The organism is Gemmatimonadota bacterium (assembly GCA_016719105.1).
In the GTDB taxonomy this organism is placed as follows: Bacteria; Gemmatimonadota; Gemmatimonadetes; order Gemmatimonadales; family Gemmatimonadaceae; genus SCN-70-22.
Map to the genome: position 1 here is coordinate 402,132 of JADKAQ010000046.1, position 14,643 is coordinate 416,774.

Sequence of the window (14,643 nt, forward strand, 5' to 3'; positions counted from 1 at the left end):
CGCGGGTTCGAGACCGCGAACGACGGGGGACGGCCGGACGACGATCAGCCCCCCACGTGCGGCGGGAACGCGGCCCCCGACCGCCTACTGCACCGTCACGATCACCCGCGCCGTCACCGGCACCGCCTGCCCCGGCGACCAGGCCGTCACCGTCACCGTGGCCGTGCCGGCGGCGAGTCCGGTCACCACCCCACTCGGCGAGATCGTCGCGACGTTCCCGGCGGAGATCGACCAGGCGATCGTGCGCGGCGCCGGCGAGATCGGGACGTTCGGGGTCGGGCCGTAAAGCGTCGCTAAGAGCGACTGCGTCCCCCCTGGCGCGAGGGTGACCGCTGCCGGCGCGACGGTGATCGACGAGACGGGGGCGGCCGAGATGGTCACCATGGTGCTCCCCGGCACCCCTCCGATGGTCGCCGTGATCGTCGCCGCCCCGGGGGCGACGCCGAAGACCTTGCCCGTGCTGTCAACGCTGGCGAAGGCGGTCGCGCTCGAGCTCCAGGCGGCGGTGCGGCGCGGGATCGGGTTCCCGCTCCCATCGATCGCGGTGGCCGACAGCTGCAAGCTGCTCCCGTCGATGAACTGCGCATTGAGCGGGGACAGGGTCACGCTCGACACCGGCACGTCGCTGACGACGAGGCGTGCGATCCCGGTCTTGCCGTCGGTGGACGCGGAGATGTCGGCCGTTCCCGCCGACAGGGCGGTGACCAGCCCGGAGGTGTCGACCGTGGCCACCGCCGGCGCCGATGACGCCCAGACGATCGTCCGTCCCGTCGTGGCCACGGGGCGCCTGAGCGAGTCCGTCAGTTGCAAACCCAGCCGGAGCGACTGCGCCACCAGGAGCGCCGGGGCCGACGGGGTGAGGGTGATGCGCGAGACGCGGATGGGCGTGATGGCGAGCGCGGCGACCCCGGTCACGCCATCGCTCGTCGCGGAGATGGTGACAGTCCCGTAGTTGGCGATCGTCTGCACGCGCCCCGTCGGGGAGACGGTGGCCAGCGCCGGGTTGTTCGTCGACCAGGTCGCCACCTTGCCGGCGACGGGGCGGCCGATGGCATCGGTGATGCTCGCCGACAGCTGCAATGCGTTCCCGAGTTCGACCGATGCGGTGGCCGGGGTGACCGTCACCTTGGTGACCGTGATGGGCACCACGGTGATCGGGACGCTGGTCAACGCCCCCTCGCTCGACGCGACGATGACCGCGGTCCCGACGCCGACGGCGCGTACCAGCCCGGTGGAGTCGACCGGGGCGATCGCCGGTGCGCCACCGATCCACTTGACCGGGCGTCCGGTGAGGACTCGCCCCTGTGCGTCGAGGGTGCGAGCGGTGAGGCGTTGCGCCTGGCCGGGGAGGAGCGACGCGCTCGCCGGCGTCACCTGCACGCTCGCCACCGGGATCGTCGCCACGGTGATCACCGACGCCCCTGTCCGCCCTTCGCTCGTGGCGGTGATGCGCGCCGTCCCCGTCGCCACCGCCGTGACGAGACCGGTGGTGGCGTTGACGGTCGCCACGGCCGCCCGGTCGGTCGTCCAGCTGACCACTCGCCCGTTGAGTGGCGCGCCGGTGGAGTCGGCCACCCGTGCCACCAGCGGGACCGTCTGCCCGACCGAGAGCGTCGACGTCGCCGGGCTCACGGTCACGGTTCGCACCGGGACCGGGGTGATCGTCACGCGCGAGGTTGCGGTCTTCCCTTCGCTCGTCGCCGTGATCGTGGCCGTCCCGGGCGCCACCGCCAGCACCACGCCCGTGGACGAGACGCTGGCGACCGCAGTGGCGCTGGAGGTCCACGCGACCGTGCGCCCGGTGAGGGTGCGTCCGGCCGAGTCGCGCGTGACGGCGTTCAGCGTGACCGAGGCGCCGTCGAGGAGCGCCGCCGTCGTCGGCGAGACGACCACCGTCGCCACCGGAACGGGCTGCACGGAGACCGCGGCGGTTCCGCGCACACCGTCGACCGTCGCGGTGATCGTCGCGCTCCCCGCCGCGATGCCGCTGACGACACCGGTGCCGTTCACGGTGGCCACCGTCGCGGCGGAGGTCGTCCACTGCACCGTGCGCCCGGTGAGCGTGACTCCCGTGGAGTCGAGGATCTGCACCGCGAGCGGGGTCGTGGCCCCCACGCGGATCGTCGTGGTCGCGGGCGTGACGCGCACCAGCGCCACGGCGCGCGGCGCCACGATCACCGGGACGAGGACCGACTTGCCGCCGGCGCTGGCTGCGACCTGCGCGGAGCCGCGGGAGATCCCGGTGACGATCCCCCCTTGGGTCACCGTGATGATGCTCGCGTCGGAGACCGACCAGAACAGCGGGCGGGAGAGCGGCGTACCCGCGGCATCGAAGGCGCGCGCCGACAGCCCCTTCGTTTCGTCCACCAGCAGCGTCAACGTCGACGGTGTGGCGTCGATGCGCGCCACCCCCGACTCCCCCGACGTGGCCGACTCGGCACAGGAGAGCAGGCCCGACGCGAGGACCAGAACGAGCGCCGAAGCCGTCGTGCGACGAGGAGCGAAGTTGCTGCTGGCCATGCCGTTGGAACGTCTCGAATCCACAGGGTGGGATGCGCAGAATGCCCGGCGCGTGTGCGCGCGGCAAGGGGCCAAAGCTGCCGCCAGCAGGCGGTATCCGGGGCTCCGTGCCATGTGCATCGTGCGGCGTCACGCGTGCTTCGCGAATCCCGCGCCATCGGCGCGGGCACCGAACTGACACGCGCGGCGGGCGCGCTCCCTCACTCGTAGAAGGCCGGTGCCTTTCGCTGGCGGGTGAAGGCGTTGATGTCGTGCCCCACCCAGAGCTGCGCGTTGGCGCTGCGCATGAAGCGCTCGAGCCCCTCGCGCGAGGCCGCTGTCCCGGTGGTGCGCTCATCGCTGGGCATGCGCTGCAGCGTCCGCTCTTCCGGGTAGTGATAGAGGTCCCCGCTCAGGACCACGTTCCCCGTCTTCGCCAGCTGCACGTACAGGCTCTGGTGCCCGGGCGTATGTCCAGGGGTGGACTTCACGACGACGCGCCCATCGCCAAAGACATCGTGGTCACCGTCCAGGAGTTGCTTCCGGCTCCCCTTGAGGCGGAGCGAGTTGGGGTCCATCGACGAGGGCGGCACCTGCGGACCGAACATCACGTCGTACTCCGTGCGCTGCACCAGCCATGTTGCCGAGCTGTAGTCGTTGGCGTTGCCGACGTGATCGCCGTGGAAGTGCGAGAGCGCGAGGTAGTCGATCCGGGCCGGCGAATATCCGATTCGCGCGAGCTGTCCCTTGAGCGTGTTGGTCACGAGCATGTAGTAGTCGGTCGACGGCGCCTTGGGGTCGCCGCTGAACGGCGCCTCATTGAACGGTGTCCCGCGCACTCGGTCGGGGAGCCCGGCGTCGAAGAGGAGCGTGCCCTTGGGATGCACCACCAGGTAGCAGGCCACCGACATGTTGGTGTTGCGCACCTCCTCGCGGGTGAGGTTGTAGTCCTCGGGGTGGTTGAAGATCAGCGTGCCGCAGTCGAGGACGTACAGGCGGAGCGCCGGGAGCGCCGCCGTGCGCCTCGGCACGGAGGGCTGCGCCAGCGCGCGCGGCGCACCGAAGGTGCCTGCGGCGCTGGCGACGAGGGCGCCAAGGACCAGCGCACCGGTGACCAGCGCGCCTGACGATTTCGGGGAACGCGGGGGGCGTCGGACGCGTCGCATGCCAGGGAGGTGCGGGGAGAGACACGCGGTCGACCGGACCGCGACGCTACGTTATCGCCCCGCCCCCGCATGAGTGAGGGGGGGCGCTCGCACCACTGCGCCGCCCCCTCACCGGGACTACACCTGCATGCGTGCGACTACGAGCACTTCGACGCGGACAGCGTCTTCATCTCCGTGAGATAGCGGTCGCCATCGACGGTATCGTAGAACGTCACGCTCACGCAGGCCCCGAGGACGATCGAGCCGTTCACCGGCTTGTACTCGCTCGTGTAGCCGGCGTCGAAGTGGTATCCCCCGATCTCCCAGTCGGTCGGGGAACCGTAGTAGAAGCCGCCGGGAACGACTCCCATCTTCGTGATCTTCGCCGTGTAACTCGGCGCCACCGGCGGACCGTTCGGTACCGACGGCGTGGAGTTGCCGCCGCCACCGCCACCGCCACCACCGCCGCCGCCGCCACCACCACCGCTCGGTGCCGTCCCGCTCTTGGCGAGCAGAACGTCGGAGGGAGCGAGCGGGCTCGGTGCTTCGGTGCTGCACGCGGCGAACGCGACGCAGCTGGCGAGCGCGCCAAGGGTGACGCGGAAACGCATGGCCATGAGGAGGCTCCTGCTGGCGAGGGGCTGGCGTCGGCCCATCGCGTGATTCGCGACGGCCCCGCCAGTGCGCCACATGTGAAGCATCTTATGTACCAGATTCCGAACTCATGGCGAGAACGCTGTATCACCATGATTCACAATGACTTGAACGGCCACCTTTTTCGGATCTCCGGCCGCTGGGGCTGCATCACGGGATCTCGAGACGCATCGCGGCGATACACGAGGCGGCCGGTCGATCTCGCTCGCCCGGGGGCGCCGGGGTCGCCACGGTTCCCGACCGGTTGGGGCCAGGCGGTTCCCTGGCCGACCTGCCCCACGTCCTCCTTCTGCTTCGGCGCGGCAGCCGGCGCGCCAGCCGTTCGAGGACGCCTTGGAGTCGACATCCGCGAGCGCCCTCAGGTAGAGGCACCCCAGGCCCTCGTTGTGCTTCCACCGATTCGCCAGGAGCGCGGCGGCGTCCCGCGCGGCCCGCGGCCCGTAGATCGCGATCTCGCTGGCACGCGACGAGAAGCCGACGCATGAAATCTCCTTCGCGTCCGCTGACAGGGCGGACGGTGGCGCGGCCGATTCGCCTCCCGGTACCAACGCAAGGCTCGAGCCTGGCACGACTCGATGCACACGGCTCCGCCACCTGCAACGCAGCGCCGCAGCTGGTACCGAATGGCGTAGGGCGAACCATGGAGGCCGGAGCACCCGCCGTGTGTTAGTGAGGGGACGCTGCAATCCCGCTCGGAGGCGTCGGGTCAGACACGGCCGCGACGCCGCACGACCCCATCGGTGCTCGGGTCACGGACGACTCGATGATTTCGCGCCGCCTCTCATTGGAGAACGACATGAGGAAGACCCGTTGGTCCGCGCTGCTGGCGGTCGCACTCGTAGGGGCTGCATGCCAGGACGTCACGCCGCCAACATCGGTGCGCGGTCCCGAGCAGCCGGTACGCGAGATCGCCCCCGGCACCTCACAAATCGCCTCGATGTACGCGCTCGACTTCGTCGGCACCGTGGCGACCGGCTTCGACATGAACGACGCGGGCGATGTGGTCGGCCGGCACTACCTCGACCCCGGCTGCGGTCCGTTCTGTCTCCCCGCCCAGGAGACGGTCGTGTGGAAGGGGGGGACCCGCATCACGCTCCCCCCCGGCGGCACCCCGCTCTACCTCAACAATCAGGGGGTCATCGCCGGACAGGCTGGGACACACGCGGCACGCTGGGTCCCGACTGCCACCGGCTACACCTTCCAGGACCTTGGCCTCTTCCCCGGGACGTCCGATGCCTCCGTGGGCGGCATCGACGACCAGGGGCGCATCGTCGGATGGGCGACGCTGGGCGGGGCGATCCCGTCGATCGCCCTCCCCTTCATGTGGTCGCAGGGGACCGGCATGGTCGACCTCAAGCTGCTCGGCTACCCTAACGAGCGCCCCGCCGCCATCAGTCCTGGGGGCCAGGTCGTGACCTGGGGCTATTCCTATCAGCTCGGTACGCCGGCCAGCGCCGTGGCGATGCCCCCGCTGCCGAGGGGCTTCGTGGGTGCCGGCTCCAACGGCAGCGCGATCAACGACAACGGCGACCAGGCGCACTTCCTCGTCTCCACGGTTTCGCAGAGCCTCGTCTATCCGTTCCGGCTGTCGCGCGGCGGCACGTGGCAGCAGATCTCGTCGTTCGGCACCGGCCGCCTGACGAGTTCCGGAATGGGATCGATCAACGCCTCGCAGGACATCACGTTCACGGCGCAGAGCAGTGCCTTCATCGCCGCCGGACCCGCCGGTGTCGGCCAGCCACTCGGGACCTTCCTGTCGCCCGCCTATCCGGGCGCCATGCTGAGCAGCGCGGGGGCGATGAACAACGCGGGGCAGATCCTGGCCTCGGTCTACATCGGGCGCAGCCCGCGCCTCGTGAAGATGGTCCCGACGACGCCGTGCGTGGGGAACTGCCTCGTCGTGAGTTCCTTCGTGATGGTGGGGCGCTTCGTGCAGGATCCGCAGTTCCCGGGCTCCTGCTTTGCCGGCGGAAAGATGTACAACACCACCACGACGACGCTCACCGTCACCGATGAAGCCGGGAGACCGATGGCCAATGCGGTGGTGCGCGGTCGCTACATGGACGATTACTGGACCGACCAGCCCGTGAGCGGGACCACCAACGCCAGCGGCGTGGTCGCCGTCACGCACAAGGGGCTGTGCGGCGTCGGGGCCATCGCCTTCCTCGTCGACGGCGTGACCCTCGGCACGCGCACGCTCGATCGCACGCGCGGCACGCTGGCCAACTCCGTCATCCCCAGCGTGGGGCCGCCGCCTAACCAGCCCCCGGTGGCGCGTTTCACCTACAGCTGCAACAACGGCACGCGCGCCTGCAGCTTCAACGGCGCCACCTCCAGCGACGACGTCGGCGTCACCTCGTATCGCTGGACCTTCGGCGACGGCACCACGGCCACCGGGGCGTCGCCCTCGCACACGTACCCGGCGCTGGGGACGTACAACGTCACGCTGACCGTCACCGACGGGGCGGGGCTCACCAACGCCACCACCAAGGCGATCACCCTGAGCAGCGCGACCAACCTGGCGCCGATCGCTGCGTGGAGCGCCACCTGCCTCCCGGCGCCGGCGCACAAGTGCACCTTCGATGGCCGCGCCTCCATGGACCCGGACGGCACCATCGCGTCGTACCGTTGGACGCGCGCGAATGGCCAGCCGATGTCCACCCTCCCGGTGGTCACCATCTCGTTCGAGGTCGGGGGGACGCGGAACTTCACCCTCACCGTGACCGACAACAAGGGTAAGTCCGCTTCGCTCACGAAGTCGGTCGTGGTCCCCTAGCGTGGCGCAGCAGGCACACGCCAAAGCCGCCGGGTCCCGAGGGGATCCGGCGGCTTTGACTTCGCGGCGCGGCTACCTCGCGCGGTGGGGCATCGCGTCGACGGCGCGCACGGCGGCGCCGTCGCCGCTGCTTCCTCGCGCCCGCCCTATTTCGGGGGCGCCATCGTCACGCCGTGTGGCGCCAGCGCCCGGCTCATCGACTCGGCCCTGGCCAGCACCGCGCGCGCCTGCGCCATCGCCCCGTTGAGCTCCGTGCGGGCGTTGCTCACCTGGCGCATCGTCCCCGCGGTCGGGACCTCCCAGATCCCGAGGATCGCCCCCTTGAGCGTCCCGACCCTCCCGAGGACGTTGGCCGCCGCTGCAGCGGCCGCCGCGGCACCACCACCCCCGCCGCCAAAACCGCCGCCCGCCGTCGCCGGCACGCCGAATCGAGCACGCACAGAATCGAACTGCGCGCGGAAGCTGGCCCACTCGCTCTTCACGTTGGCGGGCGCGGCACTCGAGTCGACCTTCGGGGCCACGCGCAGCACCTCATCGTAGAGCGTCGCGAGCGGCCGGGCGGCGTCGGTCCCGGTGCGATGCAGTGCGTGCAGGTCGGCGGCCACGGCGTTGTAGCGCGCGCGGTCACCACCCGTCAGCTGCACCGACGGGTCCATCACCAGCCGCAACGCCTTGCTCGAGAGCACCTTGCCGTCGGCCACCAGCGAGACGGTGTACGTCCCCGGGACCACGAGCGGCCCCTGGTTGTTGCCGCCACCACCGAAGAAGCCCCCACCGCCACCACCACCGCCGCCCACCGCGCCGCTATCCGGCGGCGGGCACGGGCTCTCGGCCTTGTAGCCCACCGGCGGGAGCTGCTGCGGCACGCCGGGCACGGCGCGCGCGCCCCCCTGCGCGCCGGGGCCTCCCGGTCCGCCTGGGCCTCCGGCGCCAGGGCCGCGCCTCACGGGGAGCGGGGTGATCGGCTCGGGGCGCTGGTCCCAGCACATCGTCTGGATCCCCGCCTTGTTGCGGCTGGCGGGAATGGCCAGCTCGCGCACCACGCGACCGCCGGCGTCGGCGATGCGCAGCTTGCCGTTGGTGAGCGGCGCGCGCAGGTACATCGGGATCACCGCCTCGGACGGCGGATTCTCGCCGGTGAAGAACTGGTGCCCCCAGAACTCGTCGTTGCGGTCGTCCTTGTACTTCCACTGCAACGTGAAGCCCGGGGTGATGAGCGTCGCGTCGGCCTCCTTGACCGCCGTGTACTCCTGGATGGGCTCGAGATGATCGAGGATCCAGAGCGCGCGCCCGTGCGTGGCCACCAGCAGGGCGTTGTCACGCGGATGGATCGTGAGTTCGTCGACGCGCACCGTAGGGAGGTTGCCGCGCAGGCGACGCCAGCTCCCGCCGCGATCGAGCGAGACGAAGATCCCCGTCTCGGTTCCGATGTACAGCACGTCGCGGTTGCGCGTGTCCTCGGTCAGGGTGCGCACGTTCTCGCCGCGCAGCCCGCTCACGATCGAGCGGAACGTCGCGCCGAAGTCGGTGCTCACCCAGAGGTACGGCTCGTAGTCGTTCAACCGGTGGTTGTCGACGGTGACGTAGACGGTCGCGGCGTCGAAGCGCGACGGCGCCACCTTCGACACGAAGGCGTGCCCCGCCGGGAAGCCCGGGAGGTTCTTCGTGATGTCCTGCCACGTGCGCCCGTTGTCGCGCGTCACGCTCACCGTGCCGTCGTCGCTCCCCGCATAGAACACCCCCGCCTGCCGCGGCGACTCGGCGAGCGCCACGATCGTCGGCCACGCCGAGATGCCGTCGTTGCGGGCGATGGTGATCTCGCTCCCCTTGAGCCCCATCGTCACCAGCGAGTCGCGGCTGGCGTTCTTCGTGAGGTCGGGGCTGATCGCCTCCCACGAGTCGCCGCGGTCGCGCGAGCGGAACACGCGGTTGCCCGCCGCCAGCAGCGCGCCGGGATCGTTAGGTGACTGCAGCAACGGCGTATCCCAGTGGAAGCGATACGTCTCCCCCTTGGTGGCGTTCACCACGTTGAACGGCGTGGGGCGGATGCTCCGGGACTCACCGGTCACCTTGTTGCGCCGGATGATGTTCCCGTCCTGCGACTCGGTGTAGATGATCTTCGGGTCGCGAATGTCCGGGATGGCCACGAAGCCGTCGCCGCCGAGGATCTGGAACCAATCGTGGTTCATGATCCCGCGTCCCAGTCGCGCGGCGCTGGGGCCGCACCAGTTGTAGTTGTCCTGCATCCCGCCGCAGATGTTGTACGGGATCTCCATGTCGTAGCCGACATGATAGAAGAGCCCGACCGGGAGGTTGGGGATGAAGGTCCACGTGCGGCTCATGTCGTACGACACGGCGAGCCCGCCGTCGTTACCGGTGAGGATGTGGTTGGGGTTGGCCGGGTTGATCCAGATCGCGTGCACGTCGTCGTGCGTGACCAGCGCGGCATCGGTCTCGAAGGTGCGCGCGCCGTCGACGGACATGTGCAGGCCGACACCGCCCAGGTAGACCCGCTCCGGCGACGTCGGGTCGATGCGAAGTTGCGAGAAGTACATCGGGCGCGGGTTGGTCGCGCTCATCTTGCGCCAGGTCTCTCCGCCGTCATCGGACCGATAGACCCCGGTCGGCGTCGCCGCCGCCCCTCGTCCGCCGGCTGCTCCGCCTGGCGCTCCGCCAGCTGCAGGCGCGCCCCCGCCCGGGCCACCGGCGCCCGGCCCTTCGATCATCGTGTACACGATCCGCGAGCTCTGCCGGTAGATGTCGACCGCGATGCGGCCGAGCGGTCCGGCGGGGAGCCCATTGCCGGCGAGCTTCTTCCAGGTGTCGCCACCATCGGTCGAGCGCCAGAGCGCGCTCCCGGGGCCGCCGCCGTTCATGCAGCAGGCCGTGCGACGCCGCTGGTACGACGACGCGTACATCACGTTAGGCTCGGAGAGCGAGACGGCGAGGTCGTTGGCCCCGGTGTCCTCGTCGAGCACGAGCACCTGCTTCCACGTCTTGCCACCGTCGGTGGTCTTGTAGATCCCGCGCTCTCCGCCGGGGCCAAAGAGCGGCCCGGTCGCCGCCACCAGCACCACGTCGTTGTTGGTGGGATGGATGACGATGCGGTTGATGTGCCGGGACTGCGGGAGCCCCATGAAGGTGAAGGTCTTCCCGCCATCTATCGACTTGTAGACCCCGCCCCCCCACGACGTGCTCTGGCGATTGTTCGATTCCCCCGTCCCGACCCACACGAGGTCGGGGTTGATCTGCGAGACCGCGACGTCACCAATGGCGATGAGCCCCTGGTCCTGGAAGAGCGGCTCGAAGGTCGCGCCATTGCTGGTCGTCTTCCACACGCCGCCGTGGGCCGTCCCCACGTAGTAGAGCGCGGGGTTGGCCTCGTACACCGCAACGTCGGCGATGCGGCCCGACATCGTGGCCGGCCCGATGGAGCGGAAGTGGAGGCGGTCGAACTCCTCGGCGACCCCCTGCCCCGGCGACTGCGCCGACGCATCGGGCGCCACCGCCGCGAGCAAGAACAGGGAGAGGACAACGGGGCGTGCGCGGGGCATGGAGAGCTCCAGACGAGAGGCGGGAGACGGGGGGATCGGCGTCGCGAGCGTTGACTCTCACGTGCCAGATCGCTCTACGCGCGATCGTGCCGAGACGCTGCCTCCCTACACTGGCAAGCACCAGCACCTCGCCGCGCCGCTTCCCTCGTTCCGTCCCCACCCACCGCCTGGGGTCTACCGCTTCGGGTGCGCCTTGAAGAAGTCCCAGATCACGTCCGTCGCGTCGAGCGCGTGGCCGGGATCGTCCCCGCGCCGCGAACCGCGGCGCCCGCCGGGCCAGGCGTGCCCACCCTCCGGGATGGCGTAGCGCGCCACCCCCACCGGTGACGGACAGTCGTACTGCCAGAGCGTGTAACCACCACCGTCCGATTCGCGCGGCGTCGGATTGCACCTGCCGGCAGACGCCCAGAAGCTCCCCTGCTCCACCGCCGGCCGGGTCGGCGTTCCGTCCCACGCACGCGCGCCAAGCCCCCCGGACTTGCCCCCGTCGTACGGGACCGACTCGTCGCGCATGCCGTTGATGATGATCGCCGAGACCGGAGCACGCGGCGAGGCTTCATCACCAAAGACCGCCCCGACCACCGGCGCAATCGCCGCCACGCGATCGGCCAGCCCGATCCCCACGCGGTGTGACATCATCCCCCCGTTCGACATCCCGGTGACGTAGATCCGGTCGGGGTCGATGCGATGATCGCGTTGCACCTGGTCGATGAGCGCACGAATGAACCCGACGTCGTCCACCTTGTTCTGCATCGCGTAGCCGCAGCAGTGCCCAGCGTTCCAGGTGAACATCGGCGCGCGCCCGCCCCCCGTCCCGTCGGGATAGGCGACGATGAACCCCTCGCGATCGGCCTTGGGCGAGAAGCCGGACATCGACTCGGCGTTGTCGGCGTTGCCACCGCCGCCATGCAGCATGATCACCAACGGCACGGGCGCGTTCTCCTGCCGCACGCGCTCGGGGACGTGGAGCGTGTAGCTTCGCGTGCGACCGCCGTGCTGCAGCGTCAGGCGGTCCTGTGCGCCGCGCTGCCCCGACGAGCGGCCGAGGATTGCACGATCACGCCGACGGCGAAGCTGCGCGTCGGCCTCCTCGAGCGGCACGAGCACCGCGAGGAGCACGAGAATGGGAACGACGAAGCGCATCATGCCCGTTCGACGGCGGCCGCAGCCGCCTCGTTAACGCCGTCACCCGCAGCGCACCGTCCGCGGTACCCAGATGGCCCGGAAGCGCCCCTTGATCATCCCCGCCTTCGGAAACACGAGCTGGACCGTCCCTGTCACCGTCTTCGCCGCATCGACCGCCTCGATCACGACCGTCCCGCTGCGCGCGAGCTCACCCGAATCGGTCGACGCCATGTACGACGCGACGCCGACCTCCGGGCCGAGCGTCCAGCGACTCGTGAGGCTCGAAAGGCCCTGGTAGATCGTCACGTTCGCGCGCGGGACGGTGGCCGGATTGCCGCTGGCGGCGAGCGTGATCTCCACCGCCGGGCCGTCGACCGGGCTGCACGACGGCGACGCGGTGGAGAACGGGAGGTTGGAGATCGGCTCGGTGATCGTCGTCTGCGGGCAGGCGACAAGCAGCGCGGCCGCCATCAGGACGGCCAACGAACGAGGCGCGCGGCGCCGCGAATCGACGTGGGCGGTCATCATCGGAATCCTAACGAGCCCCTGCGGGTTGGGTGAGGTGGCGCGGTCGCTTGAAGAGGCAGCTGTAGTAGTACGAACCCGACCGGTCCATCAGCTGGCATTCCACCGCTTCCCAGCCCTGGCCCCCGAGCAGGTTGAGGACGGCCGAGTTCCAACGCTCCTCCGCCGCGTACTTCTCGGGCACCTCGACAGGAGCGGCGCCGAGGGCAGTGCCGAGTGCGGTGAGGAACTCGGGGAGCTTGGAGTGTTCGATCATCTTGCCGTCTGGGCCGACCCAGCGCTTGGCGGCACCGTAGTGGTGGGCAAAGGTCCCGTACTCCCACGTGACGTTCCGATGCGGAGTCCGCTCCGCGTCCTGCGCGGAGAGTAGTCGAGGGACGAGACAGACGAAGGCGAGGGAGAGCGCGAGCGCGCGCATGATCGACGACGAAGAGGGACTCCCCAGGGCGCGTGATGAGTGCGGCGCAGGGGCTGAGCGATAGGACTCCGACTTGGGGGGAGAAGTTCCGCGCGTCGGCGTGCAAAACGCCGACGTTTGCTCGTGCCGCCACACCGCCCGCCGCGGCATCACATCACTGCACGCACGGCGCATTCGGGTTCCGGCGCGGCACATCCACCAGCGGGCGATGATCCAGGTTGGCCACTGCCTCCACGACGGCCTTCGCGAAGTGCCCCACGCGCACCATCAGGTCGAAGTCGGCATACTGCGCCTCATCCGTCACCTGGTGATAGTCGGCGTGCTCGCCGCGTGAAATCACGGCCGCGGGAATGTCGTAACGCGCGTAGCTGTAGTGATCGGCACGGCAGTAGTACTGCAGCGGATGCCCGGGCTGGTCGTACGTGAGGTTGAAGGTGAAGGGGAGCGGCTGCCTGGCGTTGGCGGCGTCGATCAGGGCGCCGTACTCCCTGGACAGTCGGCGCGAGCCGATGAGTTCCAGGTAGGTCGGACTCCCTTCGGCCAGGTCGGTGGCGTTGCCGCGGGCGACCATGTCCATGTCGAACTCGCTCACGATCGAGTCGCGGGGAACGGTGGGATGGTCGGTGAACCAGCGGCTCCCCAGCAACCCTTCCTCCTCGGCGGCGTGCGAGACAAACAGCACAGAGCGGGCGGGGCGCACGCGCGCCGAGGCCAGCGCTTCCGCGATCTCCAGCATCACGACCGTCCCGCTACCATCGTCGTCGGCGCCGTTGCGAATGGAGTCGAGGCGGGGCGGCCGCAGGCGGCGCAGGCTGTCGAGTGTCGCGCGGATGCTCGCCCACTCGGCGGCCGTCGGCTCGCGGGCCGGCGAGTCGGCGCCCAGCGGGCGCGTGACACGCTGCAAGGCCCGAAGCGAGTCGTGGTCGACCGGTGCCGAGTCGAAGCCGACGTGATCGTTGTGCGAGGTGAGCGAGACGTAGGTGCCGGATCGCCGGGGATCGCGCCCGGGGAGAACCGCGACGACGTTGCGCGCGGCGTAGGGGAGCGGCTGGTACGACACCGTCCCCGCGCCATGCATCACCTCGCCTAACGTCCCAGGTGCGGTGCCGGCGAGCGGGCGTCCGAGGAATCGTTCGGCCGCGGCCGTCGTGATGAACAGCCGCCCCGGCGCGCTCGCGGTGCGCGTGGTGTCGATGGTGACCCGCCCGGCCTGCTGCGACGCCGCGAGTTCGGGGGGAAAGCTCTCGAGGATGGGAACGGCCACTGTCACCGCCTCCTGGAAGCGGCGCGTCTGGTTGAGCAGGAAGGTGGTGCGAAACGTTGCGCCTGGCGGAGCCGACAGGACGACCACCCGGTCGCGGGCACTATCGGCCGAGATCCAGCTGCTCGAGTCGTCGAGCGCCCCGCCGTAGACCACGCGCTTGCCATCGAGCGGGCGCGGGATGGAGCGTACGAGGGCCACGATGAAGTCGCGTCCCATCTGGAGTGTGGCCGCTCCCGCCATCAGCTGCGACGAGGAATCGGCCCGGAGCCGGAAGAACGGGACCGTCTGGAAGTAAGTCCCATCGTCACCCGCGGGACGCAGGCCAAGGCGCTTGAACTCGCGGGCGATGTATTCGGCCGACTGGTAGTTCCCCCTGCTGCCGGTGGCGCGCCCCCCCATCGAGTCATCGGCGACGAGGAAGAGCCGCCTCCGCAGATCTGCCGCGGTGATCGCCGCTCCGGTCGTCTGTGCGTCGACGAGCGCCGGGAGGCAGAGCGCGGCGACGAGGAGCAGTGCGCGGCCGCGCGAGCCGCGGTGCCTGGTGGTGCTCGAGCGACGTGGGATCATCACGGTGCGGAGGGAGAGAGGCGCATGGATGGCGACCGGTCCCTTCGGCTGCCTCGGTGTAGGGACGAGTACGGCGCCGGACGTGACAAGCCGTGGCGCGGCGTGGATCCGGAGAA

Annotated in this window: 9 protein-coding genes; 1 reads left to right on the forward strand and 8 read right to left on the reverse strand. The window is 70.2% G+C overall.

Going from position 1 to position 14,643, the window contains the following annotated elements; genetic code table 11:
- Positions 1-84: 84 nt before the first annotated feature.
- The 3 genes from IPN47_25845 to IPN47_25855 form a co-directional block, all read right to left on the reverse strand.
- A complete protein-coding gene (locus IPN47_25845) occupies positions 85-2,520 on the reverse strand; it encodes an Ig-like domain-containing protein (protein ID MBK9411404.1) in 2,436 nt (811 codons plus the stop codon).
- Positions 2,521-2,720: 200 nt separating this feature from the next.
- Positions 2,721-3,665, reverse strand: a complete 945-nt coding sequence (locus tag IPN47_25850) for an N-acyl homoserine lactonase family protein (GenBank protein ID MBK9411405.1) — start codon at positions 3,663-3,665, stop codon at positions 2,721-2,723.
- Between the two features lie 137 nt (positions 3,666-3,802).
- Entirely contained in the window at positions 3,803-4,261 is a 459-nt protein-coding gene (locus tag IPN47_25855; protein MBK9411406.1) for a hypothetical protein, read from the reverse strand.
- An 833-nt stretch (positions 4,262-5,094) separates the two neighbouring features.
- Between IPN47_25855 and IPN47_25860 the strand changes: the two genes are divergently transcribed.
- Positions 5,095-7,074: a PKD domain-containing protein gene (locus tag IPN47_25860; protein MBK9411407.1), complete on the forward strand. Its 1,980-nt coding sequence runs from the start codon at positions 5,095-5,097 to the stop codon at positions 7,072-7,074.
- A gap of 146 nt (positions 7,075-7,220) precedes the next feature.
- Here IPN47_25860 and IPN47_25865 read toward each other — a convergent pair whose 3' ends face one another.
- The 5 genes from IPN47_25865 to IPN47_25885 all read right to left on the reverse strand — a co-directional run bounded on the left by IPN47_25865 (position 7,221) and on the right by IPN47_25885 (position 14,527).
- Entirely contained in the window at positions 7,221-10,628 is a 3,408-nt protein-coding gene (locus IPN47_25865) for a hypothetical protein (protein ID MBK9411408.1), read from the reverse strand.
- A gap of 174 nt (positions 10,629-10,802) precedes the next feature.
- Positions 10,803-11,774 (reverse strand): prolyl oligopeptidase family serine peptidase, encoded by a 972-nt coding sequence (locus IPN47_25870; protein MBK9411409.1) that lies wholly within the window; start codon positions 11,772-11,774, stop codon positions 10,803-10,805.
- 39 nt (positions 11,775-11,813) lie between these two features.
- Complete coding sequence (locus tag IPN47_25875; GenBank protein MBK9411410.1) at positions 11,814-12,281, reverse strand: hypothetical protein; 468 nt, start codon at positions 12,279-12,281, stop codon at positions 11,814-11,816.
- A 7-nt stretch (positions 12,282-12,288) separates the two neighbouring features.
- Positions 12,289-12,696 carry a hypothetical protein gene (locus tag IPN47_25880; GenBank protein MBK9411411.1) on the reverse strand — a complete coding sequence of 136 codons (408 nt, stop codon included), beginning with the start codon at positions 12,694-12,696 and terminating at the stop codon, positions 12,289-12,291.
- Positions 12,697-12,850: 154 nt separating this feature from the next.
- Positions 12,851-14,527 carry a M28 family peptidase gene (locus IPN47_25885; protein ID MBK9411412.1) on the reverse strand — a complete coding sequence of 559 codons (1,677 nt, stop codon included), beginning with the start codon at positions 14,525-14,527 and terminating at the stop codon, positions 12,851-12,853.
- Positions 14,528-14,643: the final 116 nt, after the last annotated feature.